This is a genomic window from Streptacidiphilus neutrinimicus (assembly GCF_000787815.1).
Taxonomy (GTDB): Bacteria; Actinomycetota; Actinomycetes; order Streptomycetales; family Streptomycetaceae; genus Streptacidiphilus; species Streptacidiphilus neutrinimicus.
Genome location: NZ_BBPO01000097.1, coordinates 1 through 22263, shown reverse-complemented (window position 1 = coordinate 22263; position 22263 = coordinate 1). Strand labels below are relative to the sequence as shown.

Here is a 22263-nt window from a genome sequence, read left to right as displayed (position 1 = left end):
GCGGAGCCCAGCGCCGTGCCGTCCGCGCCGGCGACGCCGGGCGGCGGTTCCGGTTCGGGGACGAGCCAGCCGAGTGCCGTGGCGTCCCCGGCGCCGACGCAGGTCGGGGCGGTGCCCGTCGGCGCCCCGGACACCGGCGTAGCCCCGGTCGCGTCCGGCAAAGGCGGCGACGGGACGGCACTCGGTGCGGGGCTGGGCGGCGCCGTGCTCGTCGCCGGGGCCGGCGCCTTCGTGCTGCGCCGCCGGGCCAAGGCCCGGGGCTGAGCCTTGCGACGGATGCGTGCGGCCGTGCTGACGGCTGCGGTGGTCGCTTCGGCGACGCTCAGTTCGGCCTGCGGAGGAACCGGGGGAGCCCCCGCCGCCCGGCCGACCTGGTCGGCCACCGCGGGCGGCAGCGGTCCTGACAGCCCGTCGGCGGCCGTCGGCCAGGCCGGGGCCGGAAGGGCTCCCCGGCCGATCGCACGGTCGACGCCCGTCCGCCTGGTGATTCCCAGCATCGGCGTGGACACGGCGCTCATGTCCCTCGGCCTGGCGTCGGACGGCACCGTCCAGGTGCCGCCGATCGAGGCGAACGCGCCGGCCGGCTGGTACCGGGGCTCGCCGACGCCCGGCCAGACCGGGCCCTCGGTGATCCTCGCGCACGTGACGGTGGGCCGCTACGGGGACGGGGTCTTCCTGCACCTGTCGCGGCTCGGGCCGGGCGACCGCGCGACCGTGCGGCTGCAGGACGGCGCGTCCGCCGTGTTCGCGGTCGACCGGGTGCAGACCGTCGCCAAGGCGCAGTTCCCCACCCAGGCCGTCTACGGGAACGTGGACCGCCCCGAGCTGCGTCTGATCACCTGCGGCGGCCCACGCAACCCCACAGGCGGCGGTTACCTCGACAACGTCGTGGTCTACGCCCACCTGGTGTCCACCGCGGGGTAGCCGGCGGTCGGCGGCTCCGTGCCGCCGCCCCACGCCAGTCCCGCAAGAGATGTCCCGACGGGGCCTGCGGACGAATACGTCCGGATGACCCGGTCAGCATGGAGAGCGTTGAAACGGTCCGAGAAGTGCGCAGCGTCCGAGCTGTTCGCCGACCTCTATCCGAGCCTCGCGGGGTGGTGCCGTCGTCTGGTGGACGACGACGACACCGCCCACGAGGTCGCCTCGGAGGCGTTCGCGCGCCTCTGGGCGCGCTGGGCCGTGGTGGAGGAGCCGCGCGGCTTCCTGTACGTCACCGCGGCCAACCTCGTGCGCGACCAGTGGCGCAGGCTGGAGCGGGAACGCCGGGCCATGCGGCACGTCACCGCGCAGGTCGCGCTGGACGCGGCCCGCCACGGCGAGAACGCGGAGGCCGTCGTGCCGGTCCGGCTGCTGGTGCAGTCGCTGCCGGAGCGGCTGCGCACGCCCGTCCTGCTGTACTACTACGCGGATCTGCCGATCAGAGAGGTCGCCCTGCAGATGGGACGCAAGGAAGGTACGGTCAGGGCCGATCTGCACGCGGCCCGGGAGCTCCTGCGCGCGAGACTCGGGGGACACCTTGATCACACCCATTGACGGATGCGGCGACGCCGACCGGGACGACGACGAGCTCGTGGTGCTGCTGCGTCCCGAGGCACTGCGACTGGCGCCGCCGCCCGGCGCGTTCGAGCGCTCGCTGCGCAGCTACACGCGGCGTCGGCGCCTGCGAGTCGCGGCCGGAGGCGGGTTCGTCCTCGCCGTGGCCGCCGCGGTCGCCGCACCGGTGCTGCTGACCACGGGCCCGTCCAGGCCGGTGCCGGTGGTGCCGCTCGCGCCGTCGCCCTCGACGGCGCACACCCGGGCAACGGTGCCCTCCGCCACGCCCTCGGCCGGGACGTCCGCTCGTCCGTCGACCCGCCCGTCGGCGTCGTCCTCCCCCGCCGCGCCGTCAGCTGTGCCCTCCGTCGGGTCGGCGACGGCGGCGGTATCCGCACGTCCGTCGGCCGGTCCCACCCACGCGCGGTCCTCCGGCGCGGGCGGTGGGGGGCCGACCCCGCCCCTCGGCACCGCCACCCCGTCCGCCGGACAGGGCGCCGGCGGTCCAGCGCGCCCGACCCCGACCCCTACCCGGTAGGCACCGGGGCCGCGCCGCCGCCCGGGCGGAAAAGCCTTTGGCCCAGCACCTGTTCGATTCGTAGGCTGAAGGCACCACGAAGGACGCGGCCGGCGGACTTCACGGGCGAATGGCGTCGTACCCCAACGGCAGAGGGATCCGGTTCAGGACCGGAACAGTGTGCGTTCGAATCGCACCGACGCTACGCAAGGCGCTGTGGCCCAACGGGTAGAGGCGGCGGTCTGAGGGACCGCACGGTGCGGGTTCGAATCCTGTCAGCGCTACGGAGAGATGGCCGAGTGGCAAGGCAGCGGCCTGCTGAGCCGTCAGGTGACGGAGCCGGCCGCGGCGCCGGTGGGGAGGTCGGCGCCCCAGCGGGCGATGTCGGCGTCCAGGTCCAGGGCCCGCATCTTCGCGTCGTCGTCCGCCGGCCAGTCCTCGCGCGGCACCCGCCACATCACCTCGAACTCGTTGCCGTCCGGGTCCTTGGCGTAGAAGGACTTGGAGCGGTGGTGGTCGGTGGCTCCGACCAGCGCCCCGCGCTCGCTGAGCGCCCGGCCGATCTCGGCGAGCTCGCCCAGCGTGCCGACCTCCCAGGCCAGGTGGTAGAGGCCGACCCGGCCCTGCTGCGGACCCGGTGCGCCGGACCCGATGGCGAACAGGCCGAGATCGTGGTCGTTCAGCGTCTCCTGGGCGCTGAGGAACGCGGCCCGACCGGGGATCTCGACGTCGACCTTGAAGCCGAGCACCTCGGTGTAGAACGCGACCGAGGTCGCGACGTCGCGGATGTAGAGAACCGCGTGGTTGAGACGGCGTACCGGCATGGGTGCTCTCCTGGCAAAGCTCAACGCTGATCCGAACTGTTTCGACGATAGCCACATATTCGAATTTGAACAACACGGTGCCAGGAAAGCCGGTGGCCCGAGGCGTGATGCCTCGGGCCACCGGTGAACGACGTGTACGAGCCTGGGCCTACTCCGCGTGGGCGCCGACCACGGTCCACGCCCTGGTCGACGCGTCGTCCAGCCGCAGGTCGAACGCGAAGGCGATCGGCCTGCGCTTACGCGCGTCACCGCGGAGCACTTGTTCGCTCCGGCGGTCGACCTCGTAGTAGACGCCCTCCGCGTCGACCGCGACACGGAAGACGACCGGCTCGCGCGAGAGCAGCGAGCGCACCTTGACCGACGTGACGACGGCGTCACGCATCACGGTTCGGTTGGCCGTGCGCACGGACGTGAAGTCGAGGCTGCCGTCGTTCATGACCCACTCCTCGAGGAACCGCTCGACGGCGACCTCGAGAACCGACCTGTCGAACCGCCCGTCGAGCACGCTCAGATCGCCGACGGCGGCGTCGGCGTCCGCGCTCCACGAGATGTTGGTCAGCGACAGGATGTCGGTCACCCCCGTGACCGCTGTCTTCCCGGCCACCTCGAGCACCGCCTCGCGGGCGACCTCCTTCTGGTCCCAGCCGTCCGTCTCGAGGGCGCTGGTCAGGTGGTGCGCCCCCTCGGCCGCCTGCTCCACCGAGGACACGATCCACTCCCCGGAGGCGTTCTTGCGCAGCGTCCAGTACTCGACCGGGCGCGTGGAGCCGTCCTTGCGGACGGCGTCCTGGCCGTAGGCGCCGCGTACGTAGTCGTTGAGCGTCGCGGTGATCCGGAACGTGACGGTGTCGTTCACCTCGCCCGCGCGGTTCGCGACGTCGACCAGCTCGACCACGGGGCCTGCGACGATCTCCACGACGTTGACTTCGCCACGCGACGCGTAGTCACGCAGCTCGTCGGCCCACTTGCCGTAGAGCACCGGGGAGAGGATCTGCTGAAGCACCGCGTGATCGCGTGCGGTCCAGGCCCGCTGGGCCGTCGTGTACAGCCAGACGGCGCGGCTCTCGAGCGCGGCGCGATCGAAGGTCGCATCCGTGTCCGCGATGGCGTCGACCCGGGCCGCGACCTGGGTGGCCCGCTCGCGCGCCTGCGCGTCCGCGCGGTGCGCCGTGCGGTCCGACACCGTGTTCAGGCCCCCGGCTTGCGCCGCCTTCCGGCTCTTGGACCTGAGCCACAGGATCAGCAGCACCACGGCCACGAGCACCAGCAGGGGGAAGAGCCCGCCGCTGCCGACGCCGAGGCCGACCCCAAAGCCCCCGCCGAAGCCGTGGCTGAAGCCGCCGCCGAAGCCGCCGCTCGACCCGTGGAAGCCGCCGCCATGGCTGCCCCCACTGCCACTGAACCCGTGGCTACCGCTCCCACCGCGCGCATACGCGACCGTCGGGCTGCTCAGCGCGACGACTCCAGCGACCACACATATCCACCGACGGGCGCGCACCGGGCCCTCCCCCCACGAATCAGAATGTTCCACGTCAGCCTACAAGCTGGCCTGGCAGCCGTCGTCTGTCGGCAGGGGCCCCCATGCCAGTGCGGGCGTACGCGTGATTCACGCCGACCCGCTGGCGGCCGGCGCGAGCGGTCGACGGGCTGCGCTGCTCAACCGCCTGCGCTGCTCGACCGCCTGCGCTGCTCGACCGCCCGGCGACGGCCGGCTGAGTCGCGGCTATGGCCGCGTCACCGCCCCGCTTGGGCGAGGAGCGAGTCGACCAGGTGACGTGAGCGCTCGAGCCCCGCGATCGACTCGTCCAGGCGCGTGCGCTGCCGGGCCAGGCGGGTGACCATCTCCGGGCACTGCGGCAGCAGCACCTGGACGCAGGGTCGGTGAACGTGCTCGGCGCGGTGGACACGGCGACCTACCTGGCCCCGCGGATGGCCTGGGCCGGCGGCGGCACGGTGCCCAGGATGACAACGTTGCCAAGATGACCACCCGGCCTCAGGTGTGGCGTCGAGCCCCTGGTCGAGGTCGGTTTCGCGACCGGCGAGAGGGATCCGGGCGAGAGCGGGCGGCCACCCGGGCGCGCGTCCGCGTGCTCCCGTCGCAGCTCGTTGTGCCGGCTGCCTTGACAGTTTGACCGGGTAGGCCCACTCTCCCCCCACGACTTCATTGTCAATGACAACGTTGTCAGGTGTCAGCCCTGTCATGAGCTTTGCCTACCAGAAGGGAGCTCAAAAGATGGGACACCCAAGCGGGAGACGCCGGGGCGCCTTAACCCTGCTGGCGGCCGGGGCGCTGCTGGCGACCGCCGCCGCCCCGGCCTCGGCGCAGTCGCGGCCGGTACAGCACGCCCGTCCGGCGCTGGTCACCGCGCCGGCCTCGCTCGTCAACCCGTTCATCGGCACATCGAACTCCGCTGACGACTTTCCCGGGGCCGACGTGCCGTTCGGCATGGTGCAGTGGAGTCCTGACACGCCGTCACGCCCGGACGGCGGCGGCTACGAGTACAAGGACTCTTCGATCACCGGGTTCAGCCTCACTCACATCGCCGGCCCCGGGTGCGGCGCCGCCGGTGACATCCCCGTCCTGCCAACCGTCGGGTCCGTCAACACGAGTGCCACGGACGCGTTCTCCCACTCTGCCGAGTCCGCCTCTCCCGGCGCCTACACGGTGTCGCTGAGCAACGGCGTCAAGACCGAACTGACCGCCACCACCCGCAGTGGCATGGCGCGCTTCACCTTTCCGGCCACCACGCAGGCCAACCTCGTCTTCAAACTCACCGGCAGTCAGAACGGCGACTCCAATACCCAGTTCACCGTCGTGAACAACACCGAGGTCAGCGGACAGGTCACCAGCGGCAGCTTCTGCGGCGCGAGCAACAGCTACACGGTCTACTTCGACATGGTCTTCGACCAGCCGTTCACCTCCAACGGCACCCAAGCAGTCAAGGCCACGGGGCCCCGGACAGCAGGTGCCGGCTCCGGCCAGAGCCAGCCCGAACGGCCGAACCACCCAGGCCTCCACGGCACGCCGCCGAGGAGGGCCGGCACCGCCACTCCGCAGACGGCCGCCAACGACGGCTACGTCACGTTCAACACCACCAGCACGCGGGTCGTCCAGGCCAAGGTGGGCATCTCCTACGTCTCCAGCGCGAACGCGGTGGCCAACCGCACGGCCGAGAACCCCGGGTGGAACTTCGCCGGGACCGAGAGCAGCGCCCAGCAGGCCTGGAACTCCCTGCTCGGCCGGGTCTCCGTCGCGGGCGGCACGACCGCCCAGCAGACGGTCTTCTACACCGCGCTGTACCACTCGCTGCTCCACCCCAACGTCATCAGCGACACCAACGGCCAGTACTACGGCTTCGACTCCAAGACCCACGTCGTCGACTCCGGCCACGGCGCCGCCTACGCCAACTACTCCGGCTGGGACGTCTACCGCTCGCAAGCCCAACTCGAGGCGCTGATCGACCCGCAGGCCGCCTCGGACACCGCCCAGTCGATGGTCGACGACTACTCGCAGACCGGCCAGTTCCCCAAGTGGTCCGAGAACAACGGTGAGACCTACGTGATGGTCGGCGATCCGGCCGACGCCATCCTCGCCGACTACCACGCCTTCGGGGCAACCGCCTTCGACACCGCCACCGCGCTCACCGACATGGTCGCGGAGGCGACCAAGGCCAACAACAACCGGCCGGGCCTGGCCTATCTGGAGCAACTCGGCTACCTGCCCAGCGACGGAAGTTACGGCTGCTGCAACTTCTACGGTGCCGCATCCACGACACTCGAGTACGACAGCGCGGACTTCGCCGTCTCGGCCCTGGCCGGCGCGCTCGGCGACACCACGGACCAGACCGCCTTCGCCAACCGGGCGCAGGACTGGCGCAACCTGTTCCACGCCGGGACGGGATTCATCCAGCCCCGTGACAAGTCGGGCTCGTGGACCGGGGGATTCTCCGCGACCTCGGGCAGCAACTTCGTCGAGGGCGACGCCTGGCAGTACACGCCGATGGTGCCGTTCAACCTGCACGGGCTGGCGAGCGCGATGGGCGGCAACGCGGCGATGGCGAACTACCTCACCACCGACCTGTCCTCACTGACCGGAGCGAACGGCTACACCGACCTCGGCAACGAGCCCAGCCTGGACATTCCCTGGGAGTACGACTACATCGGCCGGCCCTACCTCACGCAGCAGGTCGTGCGGCAGGTCCAGGACCAGATCTGGACCGACAGCCCCTCGGGCCTGGCCGGTAACGACGACCTCGGCGAGATGAGTTCCTGGTACGTGTGGTCGGCCCTGGGGATGTACCCGGAGACGCCCGGCACCTCCGACCTGGCGCTCGGCAGCCCGATGTTCACCCAGGCCGTCGTCACCCTTCCCAGCGGCAACACCCTGACGCTCAACGGCGTGGGCGCCGCCGACAACGCCCCCTATGTCCAGTCGGCCAGCTGGAACGGATCCCCGTGGAACAGCGCCGCCGGACCCGACGGCGCCGTCACCAGCGGCGGCACGCTGACCTTCACCCTGGGCACCTCGGCCAACACCGCCTGGGCGGCCGCCGCATCCGCCGCACCTCCCTCCTACCCCGGCGCGCCGGGCTACGGCAACACGGGCATCTCGGCGGACTCCGCCTCCTCGTCGGCCGACTTCGACGGCAGCGGCTACAGCTACTCCGCCGCCGCCCTGTCCGCCGCCGGAGTCAACCCGGGTTCCACGGTCAGCGCCGCCGGAACAACCTTCACCTGGCCCGGATCCGCGGCAGGACAGCCGGACAACTACACCGCCAACGGCCAGACCGTCCCGATCTCCGGCACCGGGGCGATCTCCTTCCTCGGTTCCTCCAACAACGGCCCCTCCAACGGCACCGCCACGGTCGACTACACCGACGGCACCAGCCAGTCCGTGGCCGTCGCCTTCTCCGACTGGACGTTGAACGGCGGCTCGGCCACGCCGCTCTCCGGCAACACCACCGCGGTGACCACCACCTACCGCAACCACGCCGGCGCTTCCTCCGACTCCGTGAAGACCTACGTCTTCGCGACCGCACCCGTGGCCCTGACGTCCGGCAAGACGGTCGCCGACGTCCGCCTGCCCGCCGACACCTCCAAGGGCGGTCTGCACATCTTCGCGATCGGGTTCACCACGGCGGGTGCCCCGCCGACCGGGGCGATCGTCTCCGGCGTCGCATCGAACCTGTGCGCCGACGACAACAACGGCGCCGCGTCCAATGGCAACCGGATCCAGATCTGGGGTTGCAACGGGACCGCTGCCCAGCAGTGGACGGTCGAACCCGACGGCACCCTCCAGGTGGTCGGCGGATGCCTCGACGTCACCTCCAGCGGCACCGCGAACGGAACCCTCGTCCAGTGGTACGCGTGCAACGGCACCGGCGCGCAGCAGTGGAAACCAGGCGCGAACGGCTCGCTGGTCAACCCCGAGTCCGGCAAGTGCCTGGACGACCCCGGATCCTCCACCTCACCCGGCACCCAACTCCAGCTCTACACCTGCAACGGCACCCGCGCCCAGAACTGGACCCTGCCCTGAGGCTGGTCCAGCAGCCTGGCGGGTGAACTCTCGCCGGCACCATGACGTTCCACGGTGAGGGCAGCGGATCGGACCCGCTCGGCGCGCCGGTGCGGCAGGGCCTGCCGCTCGGCTCCTACAACGCGGTTGCTGGGGCGGGGATCGTCGACTGGGCGCCGCGGCTTGCCGCCCGTGACCGTTCGCCGGTTGGCAGGGCTACGACCTGCTCGCCTGAAGCCGGCCCGAACCACAGGACGGTGGCCCGAGGCATGATGCCTCGGGCCCCCGTCGTCGCCTGTCCCATGCATGGAGCCGACTCAGGGAGCCGTTGCGGGGACGAGGTGGTCGAGCCCGTGCGCACTGCCGGTGGCGGCCTCGGTCGATCGTGGCAGCATGACGTTCTCGTAGGCGCGGACGGCCTTGTCGATGTTGGGTTCGGTGACGAGGGCGTGCGCGAGATCGGAGCCGTCGAGCATGGCGAGATTGGCGCCCAGCCCGACCGGGGGCATCAGGTGGGCGGCATCGCCGAGCAGCGTGACGCCGGGGACGTGCTCCCAGATGTGCGGGGCGGGCAGGACGAACAGGGGCCGGTTGATGAACCCGTTGTCGCTGTTCCGCAGGATGGAGCGCAGGCTCTGGTCCCAGCCGTCGAACAGTCTCAGCAGGTGCGTCCGTACGGCCTGTTGGTCGCCGAGGTCGATGCCGGCGGCCACGTGCCAGTCCTCCGTCGCGCGGAACGCGATGTAGGCGCGGATGTGGCCGTTGCTGTTGCGCTGAGCGACGAGGGACCTGCCGACACCCTTCGCGAGCATCGATCCGTTGCCGACCAGCCGCGCGAGGTCGCGATGGCGGGAGTCGCTGTGGTCGAATCCGGTCTCGACGAAAGTGACGCCGGTGTAGCGGGGCGCGGCATGCGACAGGGCCGGGCGGACGCGTGACCAGGCGCCGTCGGCGCCGACCACCAGATCGAACTCGTCGGCGGTGCCGTCGGCGAAGAGCAGTCGGCAGGTGCCGTCGGTCAGCGGCGTGACTCCGTTGACGGCGCGGTCCCATTCCACCGTGCCGTCAGCGAGCGAGTCCAGGAGCAGACCGCGCAGTTGGCCTCGGTCGATCTCCGGCTTTCCGCCGTCGGCGGACGGCCCGTGCTGGGCCACGACGGTGGCGGTCGCGTAGTCGAGCACGCGCCACTCGTCTCCTTCCGGTCGGGCGAGGGCACGGAATCGCTCGAGGAGGCCCGCCGCGTCCAAGGCGGCCTGGCCGGTGTCGGGATGCATGTCGAGGCTGCCGCCTTGCGGGCGGGCGTCGGCGGAGGCCTCGCGTTCGAAGACGGTGACCGAGCGGCCGTGTTGCTGCAGGACTCGGGCGCAGGTGAGGCCGCCGAGGCCGGCGCCCACGATCGCGATGCGGGGAGCACGAGCAGGGTTCATGGGTTGTCCCTCGGATAGTGGAGGAGCCGCCGGGAGGCGGCATCACCAAGAAAGCACACTCACTAAATAAGTGCAATCGCTACACTTTCACAGCGGATGCACGTCGAGGTACGGTGTGCGGGTGACCGAACCAGCCGGGCGCCGCGAGCGCAAAAAGGCCCAGACCCGCCAGTCCCTGGCCGACGCCGCACTGGAACTCTTCCTCGAACGCGGCTACGACCAGGTCGGCGTCAAGGACGTCGCCGACCACGCCGACGTTTCGGTGACCACCCTCTTCAAACACTTCTCCGGCAAGGAAGCACTGGTCTTCGACCAGGACGACGACCTGGAAGCAGAACTCGTCGCCGCAGTGCGCGAGCGCCCGCCGGGCCAGTCGATCCCGCAGGCGCTGCGCGAACACCTCCTGCTGAAACAGACCCAACTCGCCATCCACGCCACGGACCCGCGCTTCGCCGACTTCACCCGCCTGGTGCAGGAGACCCCTGCGCTGCGCGACTACGCCCAGCGCATGTGGACGCGCCACGAAGCGGCCCTGGCGAAGGCCATCGCCGAGGCCGTGGGCGCCCCCGAGGACGACGTCAGCTGCGCCGCCCTGGCCCGTTTCGCCGTGGAGGCCCGCGGCCTCGTCCTGCGGCACGCCGAACCGCGCCGAGCCGCAGACGAGGCCTTCGCGCTGCTCGAGCACGGGTGGGCGGCCTCCCATCCGAACGGCTGACCGCTGCCGCGAGGACTTGCCGCTCGTCACCACTCAGCTTCGGAGGTCCAGCAGTTGGGGCACCATGTCCTGCCTGCGGGGTTGGTTGCCCGCGGATGGCCTTCGAGGGCCGCCCCGCCAGTCGCCGCCTGAGGTGAGCCGTGTGCCGGTCGGTCTCGGTCAGGCGTCGGCCTGGTCATCGTGCAGGGAATGGATCACCGGACGGCGACGACTACGACGACCCCGCACCCACGGCCAGCGCGGTTCGAGCCAGCCCGCGCAGCCAGGCGTGGGCCTGGTCGGTGTCGTAGCGCTGATGCCACGACAGGAAAACTGGCGCCGCTGGCAGTTCAAGCGGGAGGGGGAGCACAGCCAGACCGAGGTCGGTGACCGCGCGGCGGGTGGTGGCTTCGGGGACGCAGAGAAGCAGATCGGAGTCGCGCGCGAACTCCAGCGCGGCCGCCTCCGTGGGCGCGGTCGCCACCACGCGGCGAGTCAGGCCGAGCCGCGCGAGGGCGTCGTCGAGGGCATTGCTGAGGTTTCCGCGTCGCGAGACGGTGACGTGCTCGGCGGCGGCGAACCGCTGCACGGTGACCGTCCTGACACGGGTGAGGGGTGCCCCTGCCTCACCACGACGACCATGCCGGTCTCACCCACGCTCTCGGCACGGATGTCCGGTGCGCTGGGACGGTTGGCGTTCGCCTCGAGATCGACCTGGCCGCGCTGCAACTCGGGGGTGTCCGTGCTCGATTCGGCGACGAAGCGCAGACGCACGCCCGGCGCCTGTGCGCGTACCGCCGCGAGCAGTGCGGGCCCGCTGAGGGCGACCAGCGAGTCGTGCCAGCGCAGTGTGAAGGTGCGCTCCAGCGTTGCCAGATCCAGCTCGCGGCTCGGTGCCAGCACTCCCTGGACCTGATGCAGCAGTTCGTGCACCTGTGCGCGCACGGCGATCGCATACGGCGTCGGTGTCATCGTGCGGCCGGTGCGCACCAGGATCTGGTCCCCGGTCGTGCGCCGGATCCGGCCCAGGCTCCGGCTCACCGCGGGGGCGGTGACATGCAGGCGTGCGGCCGCTCCGGCCACGCTGCCCTCCTCCAGCAGCGCGTCGAGCACGGCCAGCAGGTTCAAATCCAATTGCATGTGAGTAATCCTAGCCGTGCTTCACATGCATTTGAGGTTAATCAAGGGGCTGTATACCTTCGAGACCAGAGCGCTGAACAGAGCGCACAGTTCGCCAGAACGGCCTCAGCACCCTCTCATCACAAGGGAGTTCGCCATGCCCGAAACGCTTCCGGCCACCGACGTCGCCGCCTCCGACGCCGACCTGCTCGACCGGACCGCTATCGCCGTACGCGCGGCGGGCTCCGCGCTGCACGAGCGCTTCGGCGACGTGGTCCGCTACCAGTCCCGCGACGAGCTGATGCGCGTGCTCGCCGCCAACGACGACACTGCCCTGGCCATTCTGCGCCCGGCCCTCACGCGCCTGCGCCCGCAGGCCGGGTGGGTGGAGGACGAGCTTGACGGCGGCGCGCTTCCCGGCGGCGAATGGTGGGTCGTGGACCCGGCCGAAGGCAATGTCAACCACCTGCACGCCCTGCCGGAATGGGCGGTCACCGCCACCCTCGTGCGCGACAACCAGCCGGTCCTCACCGTGGTACACCTGCCGCTGACCGGCGAGACCTACACCGCGCTCACCGGCTCGGGCGCCCACCTCGACGGCCGACAGCTGCACGTCTCCCAGACCGCCGACCTCGGCTTGAGCATCGTGGCCACCAGCCAGGCCCGGCCGGACGAGGACGAGAAGGTCGTGCGGCGCGTGGGCTCCTCGATCATGGCGATGCTCTTCGACGCGCTCGTCGTGCGCACCGCCGTGCCCGCGACCCTGCACCTGGTGAACGTCGCCGCCGGCCGGATCGACGCCTTCTGGCAGTTCGCCGGCGCCCGCGCTGACCTGCTGCCCGGGGTGCTGCTCGTCACCGAGGCCGGCGGGCGGATCTCCGACGCCCAGGGCCGCCCCTGGACCCCGCGGAGCGAGAGCCTCCTGGCCGCCGCGCCCGGTATCCACGCCCCAGCCGTCGCCACGCTCTCACGCTGAACCCGCACCCGCACCCGCACCCGTGAAAAGGACCGCATCATGGCCAACGATCAACTGGCCCACGACTTCGCCGGCACGGGACCGATGCTCGTGGCCGTCCATGGCGTGGCGTGGTCCATGTAGACCAGTCGCTGCGGGTCGGTTCCCTCTCTGCGGAGACGGTCGCCGCCGTGCGAGGAGAGGGCTTCGCCCGACTTCGTTCGAACGCTCTTCCTCCCTGCACGGAACCGATCCCGGTGGGGACTACGCCGACGGGCTCACCGACCGTATCCCGGGGGGCCGTGCCCCGGGGCGACGGTCCGCCGGGCCTCACACATACGGAAGGACCACATCACCATGACCACGATCGCAGTTCTCGGAAACGGCCGCGTCGGCGGCAACCTGGCCGCGGCCCTCAACCGGGCAGGACATCAGGTGACGGTGGCGGGCCGCGAGCCGGGCGCCGCCGCCAAGGCCGCCCTTACAGCCGAGGTCGTCATCAATGCCACCCCGGGCGCAGGCTCGCTGGAACGCCTCGCAGCCCTACGCGCCGAACTGCAGGGCAAGATCCTCGTCGACGTCTCCAACGCCACCACCGACGGACCGGACGGACTGCCCGCCGACCTGCTCTACCACGGCTCCAGCCTCGCCGAGCAGCTCCAGGAGGCACTCCCCGGAACCAGCGTCGTCAAGACACTCAACACCATGCTCTTCCCGGTGATGACCGCGCCGGACACGCTCACTCAGCCGCCGACCGCGTTCCTCTCCGGCGAGGACCCGCAGGCCAAGCAGACCGTCCGCGAACTGCTCACCGACCTCGGCTGGCGCACGGAGTGGATCACCGACCTCGGCGGCATCCGGACCGCCCGTGCCACCGAGGCCGCGATCCTGTTCGTGCCGCACGTGATCCGCTCCAGTGGATTCGCACCCTTCGCGATCTCGATCGCCCGCTGAGCCGCACCCAGCACACCGCCGGTGATCGGCGCATATCACCACCACTTCACCGGCCAAGCGTTCTGCGACGCGTCGCTGACGCCCTCTTGCAGACCGGAGACGGATCGAGACGGATCCCGGTCCTGGTCTGAGCCATCCGGGGGAGGGACGTCCGGCGAGCTGTGCGGCATTCGGCCGGGTAGCAGATCTGCCTGCGACGGCGGTCAGGGGTGCACCCCTCGCCGCAGTGATCCGCTGGTCTGGTGAGCGGAGCGGACCGTCACGCTTGTCGGCGGGTGGCGAGGCGGTCTTCCAAGGGCCAGTGGACGTGGTGGATCTGGCCGACACGTTCGAGCAGGCGGATGACGGTGGCGGAGAGGTCGATCTGACCGCGGTCAACGCCGTGTCGGGCGCAGGTGGGGTCGGAGTGGTGGAGGTTGTGCCAGCTCTCGCCGAAGGACAGCAGGGCGAGCGGCCACAGGTTGGTGGCCCGGTCGAAGCGCCGGGTGCGGAAGGGACGACTGCCGATCATGTGGCAGAGGGAGTTGACGCTCCACGTCACGTGCTGCAGGAGGGCGACGCGCAGGAGGCCGGCCCACACCAGCGCAGTGAGGGCGCCGTGCAAACGGCCGCTGACAGCCCAGCCCAGCCCGAAGGGCAGCGCGAGGGACAGGACGCAAAGGGCAGGAAAGGCGCGGGACACGGCTCGCAGGTCGGGGTCGGCCAGGATGTCGGGGGCGTAACGCGAGGGCGGGGTGGTGTCGGAGGTGAACAGCCAGCCGACGTGGGCATGGACCAGGCCGTGCAGTTCGCCGCCGAGGCTGGTGCCGAACCGGAAGGGGGAGTGGGGGTCGCCGGGGCGGTCGGTGAAGGCGTGGTGGCGGCGGTGGGTGGCGACCCAGGCGATGACATCGCCCTGGAAGCTCATCGATCCGGCGATCGCCATGGCGATCTTCAGGGGCCGGTTGGGGGTGAAGCTGCCGTGCGTGAGGCCGCGGTGAAAGCCCACGGTCACGCCCAGTCCGGTGAACGAGTACAGCGCAGCCGCGAGGATCAGGTCGGCGGGGCCCACCGCGCTGCCCCACAGCAACCCGATCGCGGTCGCGAGGGCCAGGAAGGGGAAGGCCACCACGACGGCGGTGCCGGCCAGCTGCCACGGCGGGACTCGGTGCCGGTCGGCGGACTCGTTCCTGGGGAAGGGCGAGGTCCCGTCATACGGCTCCGGTCCTCGGGGCGGGGGCCGGTCTGGCGCGGTTTTGCTGATGCTGTGGGCGGATGGAGCCGTGGAGCGGTCGGTGATGGCCATGGGCCAACTCCTTCGTCTGGTGGTGCAGCGCAGCCGGGCCAGGGGTAGGTGGCGGATCGGACTCAGGGCCAGGGAGAGTCGCGAGCCCCCGTGCGTTACTGGCGGGCCGCTACCCCGATCAAGCCGTCTCCACACAGGACCGGCGAACGCCTCTGCCGCCGGGTGGAAATACGGACTTGGTCTGCGCCGTGTGCGTCGTCGACCATGACGACGAACGGCTCGTCGGGACGGAAGGCGCGGGCGGTGCTACCGCGCACCGCGAGGCCGTGGTTCTTGCGACGCCGCCGGCCGAGTACGTCCCACGCGCTTGCAGTCTCAGTCGTCGGCCTTCACGCCGCCGTGCGCCGAACCGGCACGACGGCGCCCACCACAGAGGGTCCCCGGACATCGACGAGGAACGCGTGGCAGGTATGTGGGCGGTGACGATGGAGGGTCCGAGCCCGTCGTCAACGCATTCGCGGATCGCGTGGCGCGGCAGCACAGGCTTCGGAGCAGAAGCGTTGACGTGCGCTGCTGCCCCAGCGCTCGTGCGCGGTGCCGCAGCGAGGGCACTGCCGGGTGGCCCCGGCTGTGGTGAAATCGATCAAGTCCAGAGCGAGGAGAAGGGCGCGGCAGTCCTCCGCGCTCTCTGCGCGCGAGGCCACCAGTAGGCGGGCCTGCCGGCGGGTGCGCCGGTCGTGAACGGTGAAGAGGTCGAACTCGGCTGAACCGTATGGGTCCTGCATGGGTGGACCTTCGCTTTCGGGTGGCTGTGAAGCTCTCGGGTGCATGCCGGTGGGCGGCACCACAACGGCGCCAGGTGCAGCAGGGGCCTTCGCAGTCACGGTGAATCCTCCCCAGTCCCGCCGACGACGGGCAGCCAGTCCTGCCCGAGGCGGCTGGTCGCGCCGGCCGCGAGCGCGGTGGCGGCGGCCAGCGCGAGGGTGGCGTGAACCTGAGCCTTCAACAGGTCCGTCTGCGACGGCGCCCAGTGACGGTCCACGCCGGAGCCGCGGCCACGGTCCACGGCGGATTTCTGCGGACCGGCCAGCAGGCGCTCAGCCGACAGGTAGTGCTCGGGACCGGTGGCCATGGTGGGTCTCCTCTGGTTGTGGCGCCTGCTTTCGGTGCCCGCGGCACGGTCGCCGGCGCCCCGCCTGAGGAGGGGCACATCCACCGGCATTGAGATCGTCGGTCCCGACCGCGCCGGCCGTGGACGCGGTGGGCGGGTCGAGGACGCCGCGTGCATCCGGGTGCAGCGCCATGGTGATGCTCGTCCGACGCCGCTTCAGCGGGCGCCGTCGCGGATGTCCCAGGTGCCGCAGCCTGGAAGGTGTGGTGGCTTGAGCTTCTCCAGGCGCGCGTGCAGCCACGCGATGCGCCGTTCGGCGCATTCGCCGCGAATGCCGAAGGTGATGCCGTTGCGGCGTCCACGGTGCCGGCATTCGCGATCGCCGGCAGCTTCGTCGAAGGTGTCGAGGACTCTTTCGTACAGCCGCGCGTCCGCGCTGCCACGCGGGGCCAGGTTGTCCACGGTGAGGAAGCGCCATCCTCGGGCGACATCGCCGGCCTCGGCCACGATGAGCTGTTCGGCGAGGCGCTGTGCGTCGTCCTCGGGGGTCATGGCGCTGCCGCCAGATCCACCACCGGTCGGCCCGACGTACGCCTCGATGTGGCGGGGAGCGGTCGGCCTGCGCCGTGCGTCTGCGGGACAGGCGGCGGCAGGTCGGTCGGGCAGGACCGCAAGGGCCTCGCACCGGCTCGTACAGGGAGGGGAGCGAGGCTTACGACGGCTCGGCCGCGTTGCCCCGTGCCTCCCCGCTGTGCGCCGGCCCGGGTCACGGTCGGCTCGGGAGGCGGAGGAGGCCGATGGCGTGACCGTCGTGGTCGACCACGGGCCAGGTTGCCAGGCCGCGGGAGCGCATGGCGGCTGCGGCCGTGGCGGCGGGCATGTCGGCGGTGGCGAACGGGGCGCCGTCGAGCAGGGCGTTGCGGACCGGGGTGCGTTCGGTGTACCAGGAGCGGAACTGGAACGGCGCGAGGTGCTGACGGGTGAGCAGCCCGGCGCACCGGCCCTCGTCGTCCCGGACCAAGAGGTGGTCGGCTCCGGAGCTGCGCAGGATGTCGATCGCCGCGTCGACGGTGACGTCGTCGCCGATCTGCAGGTCCGGGTGTGCCATGAGGTCGCCGACCGTGGTGGTGAGGTCGTGGTCGAGGGTGATCGAAATAGTGGGCTCCTTCGTGCCGGTGCGGACAGGCCTTGCGAATCAATGGTCGCTGGGGCCGGATGGTTGTGGGTGCGGTGCCAGTTGACCCGCTAGGCCGCGGGGGCGGTGCGCCGGGGCACGGCTGCGCCGCGGGTGGCGTCGGCGCGGTGGGGACTGCTGCCACGGTGGGCGGGGCGGCTCCAGCGGCTTCCGCTCGCAGACGGCTGGCGGCGGGGGCGTTCGATGACGGGTTCGGCGATCACGACGGGGATTCCGCTGGGCACGCGGGCTCCGGTGATACGGGCCAGTTCCTCGTCGCCGGGACGGACCTTGGCGGAGGCCGGGGTGATGCCGGCGGTGGCCATCATGCGCTCCATCGCGCGGCGCTGGCTGGGCAGGACGAGGGTGACGACCGTGCCGGACTCCCCGGCCCGGGCGGTGCGCCCGCCGCGGTGCAGGTAGTCCTTGTGGCCGTTCGGCGGGTCGAGGTTGACGACCAGGTCGAGGCCGTCGATGTGGATGCCGCGGGCGGCGACGTTGGTGGCGACGAGGGCGGTCACCTGACCTGTGCGGAACTGCTCGAGGGTGCGGCTGCGCTGGGGCTGGGACTTGCCGGCGTGCAGGGCTGCGGCCTTCACCCCGTTCGTGAGGAGCTCCTCCACCAGCCGGTCAGCGTCCTGCCGGGTGTCGATGAACATGATCACTCTGCCGTCGCGTGCGGCGATGCGGGTGATCGTGGTGTCCTTGTCCCTGCGGTCCACATACAGGAGGTGATGCTCCATCGTGGTGACCGTCGCCGTGGAGGGATCCACGGAGTGCGTGACCGGGTCCTTGAGGAAACGTTCGACCAGGCGGTCGACGTTGCGGTCCAAGGTGGCGGAGAACAACATCGTCTGGCCACCGTCGGCGACCTGCTCGAGGAGTTCGGTCACCTGTGGCAGAAAGCCCATGTCGGCCATCTGGTCGGCCTCGTCCAGGACGGTGATCGAGACCGCGCCCAGGTGGCAGTCGCCCCGCTGGATCAGGTCCTTCAGGCGGCCCGGGGTGGCCACCACGAGCTCCGCCCCACGTGTCAGTTCCCGCGCCTGGCGGTTGATCGACATCCCGCCCACCACGGTCGCCATCCGCAGGCGCACCGCGTCTGCGTAAGGGGTGAGCGCCTGGGTGACCTGCTGTGCCAGCTCCCGGGTGGGCACCAGCACCAGGGCCAGCGGCCGGCGCGGTCGGGCACGGCGCCCGGTGGTGCGGGCCAGCACGGCGAGGCCGAACGCGAGGGTCTTGCCCGAACCCGTGCGGCCACGGCCGAGCACGTCACGGCCGCCCAGTGCGTTGGGCAGTGTCGCGGCCTGGATCGGGAACGGGGAGACGACGCCGTTGCGAGTCAGTACCGACAGCAGCGCGTTCGGCATGTCCAGCTCGTCGAACGCGTCGACCGGAGGGATGGGGGCGGCGCCCGCCTGGTTCGCGAACTCGTCCTGCCTCGTGTGCTCCTGACGTGGATTCCGGTCCCGTGAGCCGTCGTTGTCCCGCATCCGGGGGCTGGAGCCGGTGCGGTCGGCACGGGAGCCGGTCCCGCTGGCGGGGCGTTGGTGGGCGGGGCGATCTGAACGCGTCATGGACACCTTCCTCAAGGGCGGCACGTCTTGGGGGAAGGCGCCGCGGCTGGGGACGCCGACGAGCCACAGGAGGACGGCCGAAACGGTCACGGGTGCAGCGTGAAGGGTGGATCCGTGCGGTACGACATCTGCGGTCGGCGCTCACCGCAGGGGTGGGGGCGCTGGGGGACGGCCACAGGGCGGCTGTCGGTCCGGTGCCGGCCGGGTTGGGGTGGCGCAATGCCGAGGGGCCCGCACCGGGCACGAAACTCGGTGCGGGCCCCTCGCTGCTAGGCGGGTGCCACAGCAGAAGAACTACAGCGGACGAATGTTCTCGGCCTGCGGGCCCTTCTGGCCCTGCGTGACGTCGAACTCGACCTTCTGGCCCTCGAGCAGCTCACGGAAGCCGTTGGCGTTGATGTTCGAGTAGTGGGCGAAGACGTCCGGGCCGCCACCCTCCTGCTCGATGAAGCCGAAGCCCTTTTCCGCGTTGAACCACTTCACGGTGCCATTAGCCATAAAAACAATCTCCTTCAAGGGGCTGTCCACAGCATGCACACTGCGCGCTGCGAGTCGCCGCGATGCGCACCCGTCCCGGGCGAAGCCGGGAAACAAAAATGCGCCTGCATACAAGAGCAGGCGCACACAAAGTTCATGGGAACCACTACTGCAACTACATGCAGCGTAACAGGCTGCGGCCCGTTGTGCCGGGAAATTTCGCCCGCGAGTTCTCCGTGAAGATCGACCGCAGGCAGCGGATCGGCCCGGAAAGGCACGAACGCGCTTTGAGACAGGGAGGGTTGAGGCGAAGCTGCGCTCTGTCAGCGTGACCACCGGCTGCGCTGACCGGGTGAGGGGCGGGCGTCGGGTGGCGTTGCGTCGGCCGGTCCCGCGCAGGGGATGCCGCGTTTGCCGGGAGTCGCGGTCGACTGGCCGCCGCGGCACATCGGGTCAGGAAGCGGTGGGCCCGGGCTGGAACCGGGGGACGTTGGTGAACAGTGGGCGGGTCTCTGTCAGTTCGAGCACGCGGCGAACCTGCGGGCTGGGGGCGACCAGTACCAGCCGTACTCGCGCGCCGATTGCGGCTTCGCGCACCTTGAGCAGGGCCGTCAGGCCGGCGGCGCTGAAGTACCGGACCTCGGCCAGGTCGACGAACAGCACGTGCGGTCCATGTGCCTGGTCCAGGGCGCTGAGGAGCACCTGGGCGGCAGCCGGCGCGGAGTCGGGGTCCATGTCTCCGATGAGGCGGCACACGACCGCGCCGGTGACGGTCTTCGTGCAGCAGGTGGCCGCTCGCGGCGGGCTGGGCGCGCACGAGTGCGCAGCGCGGATCACGGGTTTCATGGCTCTGCCTTCCGCCCACTGGCCGCGGCCCGGTTTGTACTGGGGCTGCGACACCGCTGCGTACTGGCGGGGGCTCCCGGGAGCGCGGTCACGGAGATCGGCAGGCCCGGCGAGATCCGAGGTGGACCCAGGCCGGTTCATTGGTTCATACCCCGACCCGGCGCTCGCACTTGCTGAGCCGGGCGGGTGTTTGACGGCTGCCGCTCGGTGGACGGCGCGTCGACATCAGAAGGTCGGTCCGGGCGTGTGGGGGCGTGGGCAGCCTTCGCCCGTCGTGGGCAGGTCGGCCCGCACGGTCTTTCCTTCGCCGTCTGCTTCGGTGCCCCAGGTGGAGGTGAGACGTTCCACGATGCGCATGCCGTGGCCGCCCGGGATGGCGGGGCCCGTGTTGCGGCGCACGGGCGGGGCGGGGCTGTGGTCGCTTACCGCGATGTGATTGGACGCAGCTCGCATGGTCGTCCCCGGGCCGCAGCGGATCTCGTCCCTGACCGCTGGCATGTACCCGGGGTCAGCGCGACGACACGCCACGCCGGCTGCTCACGTCTCGCCGGGCCCGGCACCGGTGCCGCCGCCGATGGGGCCGCCGGACTCGGGCGGGCCGGCCGGCCCGGCTCGGAGCGCGAACCCCCGGGCCGGGCCGGCTCCTACTGGTCGCTGTAGCTGAGGTCTCCCACGGTCCAACTGTTCACCTCGGCGATGGCGATGCGGTACATGCCTCCGGTGTGGGGCAGGCCGTAGCTGCCCTGCAGGATGCGGGCGCGGTGCAGGTGCAGGTGCGTAGGAGGCGAAGGCGCGTCGTCACCGGCCTTGCCGTCGTCGGCGGCGGGTGGCGCGAAGAGTGCGGCGAAGGGCTTGAGGTGTTCCGAGGCGGCCAGGACTTCGGCGACACGTTCGTTCCACAGGCTCTCCGGCGCCAGCCGGCCGGTGATGACCGCCCCCGGAACGACCACGGTCAGGGGCATCTGGTTGCTGCGCTCGGACTCCACCATCGCGGCGATGTCGACGAGCCGACCATCAGGGTTCGACATGCCACCAGAGGATAGTTCCCGCCGCGGGCCGCCCGTGGTCCCGCCGGTGCGCGACCCAGGTGATCCCGCGGCGGCACTATAGGCGCCGCCGGGCATCGCGAAAACCTGTAGCGGCGGAAGTAGACATCGCACGATGGCCTGTGTAGTGTTCCTGGTGTTGGAACCGCAGGTCGCAGAAGCGGGCAGACATGAACTGCCCGAGCAGCACCAGCAGTGATGTGCCAGGCGTGCAGTCGTCCTCGCTCGTGGCCGGTCGTGACAGGGGCCGAGGGGGAGGGCGGGTGACCTGCCAGGCGTCACGGGCCCGGTTGTGCGTGGGTCCGGGACGGTGGAGGTCATGCACGCGCAGAAAACGCAGTACCGGCAGCACCCGAGCAGTTCGAGTTACCGCAGTACCGGAAGTTCCCCGCGCAGTACCAGCAGGACGGGTGTTGCCGAGCAGTTCGCAGGACCGCACGTCAGCACGATGCACACCATGAGGAGAAGGGAGAGAGGTTCACCCCGTCGGATCGCCCGCCACGGCAGCGTTTCCACAAGCCCGGCGGTCACCGCAGTAGCCATCGTCACGAAAGAGGTGGTCCTCGGTCACGCATACGCGATCCCCGCACCTGCCCGCACCCCGGAGCAGCGCGGACACGCAGGCCGGAGTTGAAGGCCGGCAGTAGTGCAGTAGATGGTGCAGTGAATCCTCGTTACCCCTGGGCCCCGGCGCAGCACGCGCCGGGGCCCTCGACCCGTTTCACACGAAGGAAGGTGCCGGTGGGACAGTCCACCTACGCCACGGACCCGAACACGGCGGACGCATGAGCGCAGAGACCAAATTCGACGACGACGACTACCCCGCCTACACCATGGGCCGCGCAGCCGAGATGCTCGGTGCCACCCCGGCCTTCCTCCGGGCCCTCGGCGAAGCCAAACTGATCACCCCCCAGCGCTCCGACGGCGGACACCGCCGCTACTCCCGCTACCAACTGCGCCTGGCCGCCCGCGCCCGCGAAATCGTCGACCAGGGCACCCCGCTCGAGGCCGCCTGCCGCATCATCATCCTCGAAGACCAACTCGAAGAAGCCCTGCGCATCAACGAACAACTCCGCCGCGAACGCCCTAGCTGAACCATCCCGCCGTTGTGGAACGTGCAGGTCACGGCTGCGTTCGACGCCCGTGGACTCGAGGTAGTTGCCGCGCTCCGCGGGGTGTCGGTGGCCGTCGCACGGTGTGACGGTCGTCGGTTTGAGTCGCCCGTGGATATTCCGATCCGAGACTCCCGCTGGAACTGGAGGTCTG

General features: G+C 70.9%; 21 protein-coding genes, 2 tRNA genes and 2 pseudogenes. 10 read left to right on the top strand and 15 right to left on the bottom strand.

The window, feature by feature from the left end:
- The 3 genes and pseudogenes from TR48_RS42640 to TR48_RS34560 form a co-directional block, all read left to right on the top strand.
- Positions 1-264: pseudogene (locus TR48_RS42640) on the top strand (sortase-dependent protein); the annotation flags it as partial.
- Positions 265-276: 12 nt separating this feature from the next.
- Positions 277-924 (top strand): class F sortase, encoded by a 648-nt coding sequence (locus TR48_RS34565; protein ID WP_042374519.1) that lies wholly within the window; start codon positions 277-279, stop codon positions 922-924.
- Between the two features lie 108 nt (positions 925-1032).
- Positions 1033-1536 (top strand): RNA polymerase sigma factor, encoded by a 504-nt coding sequence (locus tag TR48_RS34560; RefSeq protein WP_042374518.1) that lies wholly within the window; start codon positions 1033-1035, stop codon positions 1534-1536.
- Between the two features lie 108 nt (positions 1537-1644).
- On the opposite strand, the gene TR48_RS43865 is transcribed toward TR48_RS34560, so the two are convergent.
- A complete protein-coding gene (locus TR48_RS43865; protein ID WP_042374517.1) occupies positions 1645-1953 on the bottom strand; it encodes a hypothetical protein in 309 nt (102 codons plus the stop codon).
- 232 nt (positions 1954-2185) lie between these two features.
- Between TR48_RS43865 and TR48_RS34550 the strand changes: the two genes are divergently transcribed.
- Positions 2186-2258 (top strand) — tRNA-Leu (locus TR48_RS34550).
- Between the two features lie 5 nt (positions 2259-2263).
- A tRNA-Leu gene (locus TR48_RS34545) sits at positions 2264-2337 on the top strand.
- A 42-nt stretch (positions 2338-2379) separates the two neighbouring features.
- On the opposite strand, the gene TR48_RS34540 is transcribed toward TR48_RS34545, so the two are convergent.
- The 3 genes from TR48_RS34540 to TR48_RS46455 form a co-directional block, all read right to left on the bottom strand.
- Positions 2380-2877, bottom strand: coding sequence for a VOC family protein (locus TR48_RS34540; protein WP_042374516.1), 498 nt, complete (start codon positions 2875-2877; stop codon positions 2380-2382).
- A 148-nt stretch (positions 2878-3025) separates the two neighbouring features.
- Positions 3026-4351 carry a Tim44 domain-containing protein gene (locus TR48_RS34535; protein WP_084730008.1) on the bottom strand — a complete coding sequence of 442 codons (1326 nt, stop codon included), beginning with the start codon at positions 4349-4351 and terminating at the stop codon, positions 3026-3028.
- Between the two features lie 260 nt (positions 4352-4611).
- Entirely contained in the window at positions 4612-4743 is a 132-nt protein-coding gene (locus TR48_RS46455; RefSeq protein WP_268873618.1) for a MerR family transcriptional regulator, read from the bottom strand.
- A 367-nt stretch (positions 4744-5110) separates the two neighbouring features.
- On the opposite strand from TR48_RS46455, the gene TR48_RS34530 reads away from it, so the two are divergent.
- Complete coding sequence (locus TR48_RS34530) at positions 5111-8413, top strand: lectin (RefSeq protein WP_084730007.1); 3303 nt, start codon at positions 5111-5113, stop codon at positions 8411-8413.
- 296 nt (positions 8414-8709) lie between these two features.
- On the opposite strand, the gene TR48_RS34525 is transcribed toward TR48_RS34530, so the two are convergent.
- Positions 8710-9819: an FAD-dependent oxidoreductase gene (locus TR48_RS34525; protein WP_042374513.1), complete on the bottom strand. Its 1110-nt coding sequence runs from the start codon at positions 9817-9819 to the stop codon at positions 8710-8712.
- A gap of 121 nt (positions 9820-9940) precedes the next feature.
- On the opposite strand from TR48_RS34525, the gene TR48_RS34520 reads away from it, so the two are divergent.
- Complete coding sequence (locus TR48_RS34520; protein WP_042374522.1) at positions 9941-10534, top strand: TetR/AcrR family transcriptional regulator; 594 nt, start codon at positions 9941-9943, stop codon at positions 10532-10534.
- A 211-nt stretch (positions 10535-10745) separates the two neighbouring features.
- On the opposite strand, the pseudogene TR48_RS34515 reads toward TR48_RS34520, so the two are convergent.
- Positions 10746-11653, bottom strand: a pseudogene (locus tag TR48_RS34515) (LysR family transcriptional regulator).
- Positions 11654-11789: 136 nt separating this feature from the next.
- Here TR48_RS34515 and TR48_RS34510 point away from each other — a divergent pair.
- Both TR48_RS34510 and TR48_RS34505 read left to right on the top strand, forming a co-directional pair.
- Positions 11790-12608 carry an inositol monophosphatase family protein gene (locus tag TR48_RS34510; RefSeq protein WP_042374511.1) on the top strand — a complete coding sequence of 273 codons (819 nt, stop codon included), beginning with the start codon at positions 11790-11792 and terminating at the stop codon, positions 12606-12608.
- 336 nt (positions 12609-12944) lie between these two features.
- Positions 12945-13541, top strand: a complete 597-nt coding sequence (locus tag TR48_RS34505; protein WP_042374509.1) for an NADPH-dependent F420 reductase — start codon at positions 12945-12947, stop codon at positions 13539-13541.
- 259 nt (positions 13542-13800) lie between these two features.
- Here the strand turns inward: TR48_RS34505 and TR48_RS34500 are convergent, their stop codons facing one another.
- From TR48_RS34500 to TR48_RS34465, 9 genes are all read right to left on the bottom strand, one after another.
- The gene (locus tag TR48_RS34500; protein WP_042374508.1) at positions 13801-14826 is read right to left on the bottom strand and encodes an acyl-CoA desaturase; all 1026 of its coding nucleotides are present in this window, start codon (positions 14824-14826) and stop codon (positions 13801-13803) included.
- Between the two features lie 820 nt (positions 14827-15646).
- A complete protein-coding gene (locus tag TR48_RS34495) occupies positions 15647-15898 on the bottom strand; it encodes a hypothetical protein (RefSeq protein ID WP_042374507.1) in 252 nt (83 codons plus the stop codon).
- A gap of 195 nt (positions 15899-16093) precedes the next feature.
- Positions 16094-16429: a hypothetical protein gene (locus TR48_RS34490; protein WP_042374506.1), complete on the bottom strand. Its 336-nt coding sequence runs from the start codon at positions 16427-16429 to the stop codon at positions 16094-16096.
- A gap of 214 nt (positions 16430-16643) precedes the next feature.
- The gene (locus tag TR48_RS34485) at positions 16644-16985 is read right to left on the bottom strand and encodes a CBS domain-containing protein (RefSeq protein WP_052443288.1); all 342 of its coding nucleotides are present in this window, start codon (positions 16983-16985) and stop codon (positions 16644-16646) included.
- Positions 16986-17122: 137 nt separating this feature from the next.
- A complete protein-coding gene (locus TR48_RS34480) occupies positions 17123-18628 on the bottom strand; it encodes a DEAD/DEAH box helicase (protein ID WP_042374503.1) in 1506 nt (501 codons plus the stop codon).
- Positions 18629-18922: 294 nt separating this feature from the next.
- Positions 18923-19126, bottom strand: coding sequence for a cold-shock protein (locus TR48_RS34475; RefSeq protein WP_030918248.1), 204 nt, complete (start codon positions 19124-19126; stop codon positions 18923-18925).
- 432 nt (positions 19127-19558) lie between these two features.
- Complete coding sequence (locus TR48_RS34470; protein ID WP_052443287.1) at positions 19559-19951, bottom strand: STAS domain-containing protein; 393 nt, start codon at positions 19949-19951, stop codon at positions 19559-19561.
- Positions 19952-20176: 225 nt separating this feature from the next.
- Positions 20177-20449 carry an ATP-binding protein gene (locus TR48_RS42635; RefSeq protein WP_152628337.1) on the bottom strand — a complete coding sequence of 91 codons (273 nt, stop codon included), beginning with the start codon at positions 20447-20449 and terminating at the stop codon, positions 20177-20179.
- A gap of 146 nt (positions 20450-20595) precedes the next feature.
- Positions 20596-20979 (bottom strand): GvpU-like protein, encoded by a 384-nt coding sequence (locus tag TR48_RS34465; RefSeq protein ID WP_042374501.1) that lies wholly within the window; start codon positions 20977-20979, stop codon positions 20596-20598.
- 803 nt (positions 20980-21782) lie between these two features.
- On the opposite strand from TR48_RS34465, the gene TR48_RS34460 reads away from it, so the two are divergent.
- Positions 21783-22091 (top strand): MerR family transcriptional regulator, encoded by a 309-nt coding sequence (locus TR48_RS34460; RefSeq protein ID WP_042374500.1) that lies wholly within the window; start codon positions 21783-21785, stop codon positions 22089-22091.
- Positions 22092-22263 lie beyond the last annotated feature (172 nt).

What these genes read in the sequence shown, in the direction of transcription:
- TR48_RS34565 (WP_042374519.1), top strand. Translation starts at nt 277, where the DNA reads ATGCGTGCGGCCGTGCTGACGGCTGCGGTGGTCGCTTCGGCGACGCTC.
- TR48_RS34540 (WP_042374516.1), bottom strand. Translation starts at nt 2,877, where the DNA reads ATGCCGGTACGCCGTCTCAACCACGCGGTTCTCTACATCCGCGACGTC.
- TR48_RS34530 (WP_084730007.1), top strand. Translation starts at nt 5,111, where the DNA reads ATGGGACACCCAAGCGGGAGACGCCGGGGCGCCTTAACCCTGCTGGCG.
- TR48_RS34525 (WP_042374513.1), bottom strand. Translation starts at nt 9,819, where the DNA reads ATGAACCCTGCTCGTGCTCCCCGCATCGCGATCGTGGGCGCCGGCCTC.
- TR48_RS34510 (WP_042374511.1), top strand. Translation starts at nt 11,790, where the DNA reads ATGCCCGAAACGCTTCCGGCCACCGACGTCGCCGCCTCCGACGCCGAC.
- TR48_RS34505 (WP_042374509.1), top strand. Translation starts at nt 12,945, where the DNA reads ATGACCACGATCGCAGTTCTCGGAAACGGCCGCGTCGGCGGCAACCTG.
- TR48_RS34500 (WP_042374508.1), bottom strand. Translation starts at nt 14,826, where the DNA reads ATGGCCATCACCGACCGCTCCACGGCTCCATCCGCCCACAGCATCAGC.
- TR48_RS34495 (WP_042374507.1), bottom strand. Translation starts at nt 15,898, where the DNA reads ATGGCCACCGGTCCCGAGCACTACCTGTCGGCTGAGCGCCTGCTGGCC.
- TR48_RS34490 (WP_042374506.1), bottom strand. Translation starts at nt 16,429, where the DNA reads ATGACCCCCGAGGACGACGCACAGCGCCTCGCCGAACAGCTCATCGTG.
- TR48_RS34485 (WP_052443288.1), bottom strand. Translation starts at nt 16,985, where the DNA reads ATGGCACACCCGGACCTGCAGATCGGCGACGACGTCACCGTCGACGCG.
- TR48_RS34480 (WP_042374503.1), bottom strand. Translation starts at nt 18,628, where the DNA reads ATGACGCGTTCAGATCGCCCCGCCCACCAACGCCCCGCCAGCGGGACC.
- TR48_RS34475 (WP_030918248.1), bottom strand. Translation starts at nt 19,126, where the DNA reads ATGGCTAATGGCACCGTGAAGTGGTTCAACGCGGAAAAGGGCTTCGGC.
- TR48_RS34470 (WP_052443287.1), bottom strand. Translation starts at nt 19,951, where the DNA reads ATGAAACCCGTGATCCGCGCTGCGCACTCGTGCGCGCCCAGCCCGCCG.
- TR48_RS42635 (WP_152628337.1), bottom strand. Translation starts at nt 20,449, where the DNA reads ATGCCAGCGGTCAGGGACGAGATCCGCTGCGGCCCGGGGACGACCATG.
- TR48_RS34465 (WP_042374501.1), bottom strand. Translation starts at nt 20,979, where the DNA reads ATGTCGAACCCTGATGGTCGGCTCGTCGACATCGCCGCGATGGTGGAG.
- TR48_RS34460 (WP_042374500.1), top strand. Translation starts at nt 21,783, where the DNA reads ATGAGCGCAGAGACCAAATTCGACGACGACGACTACCCCGCCTACACC.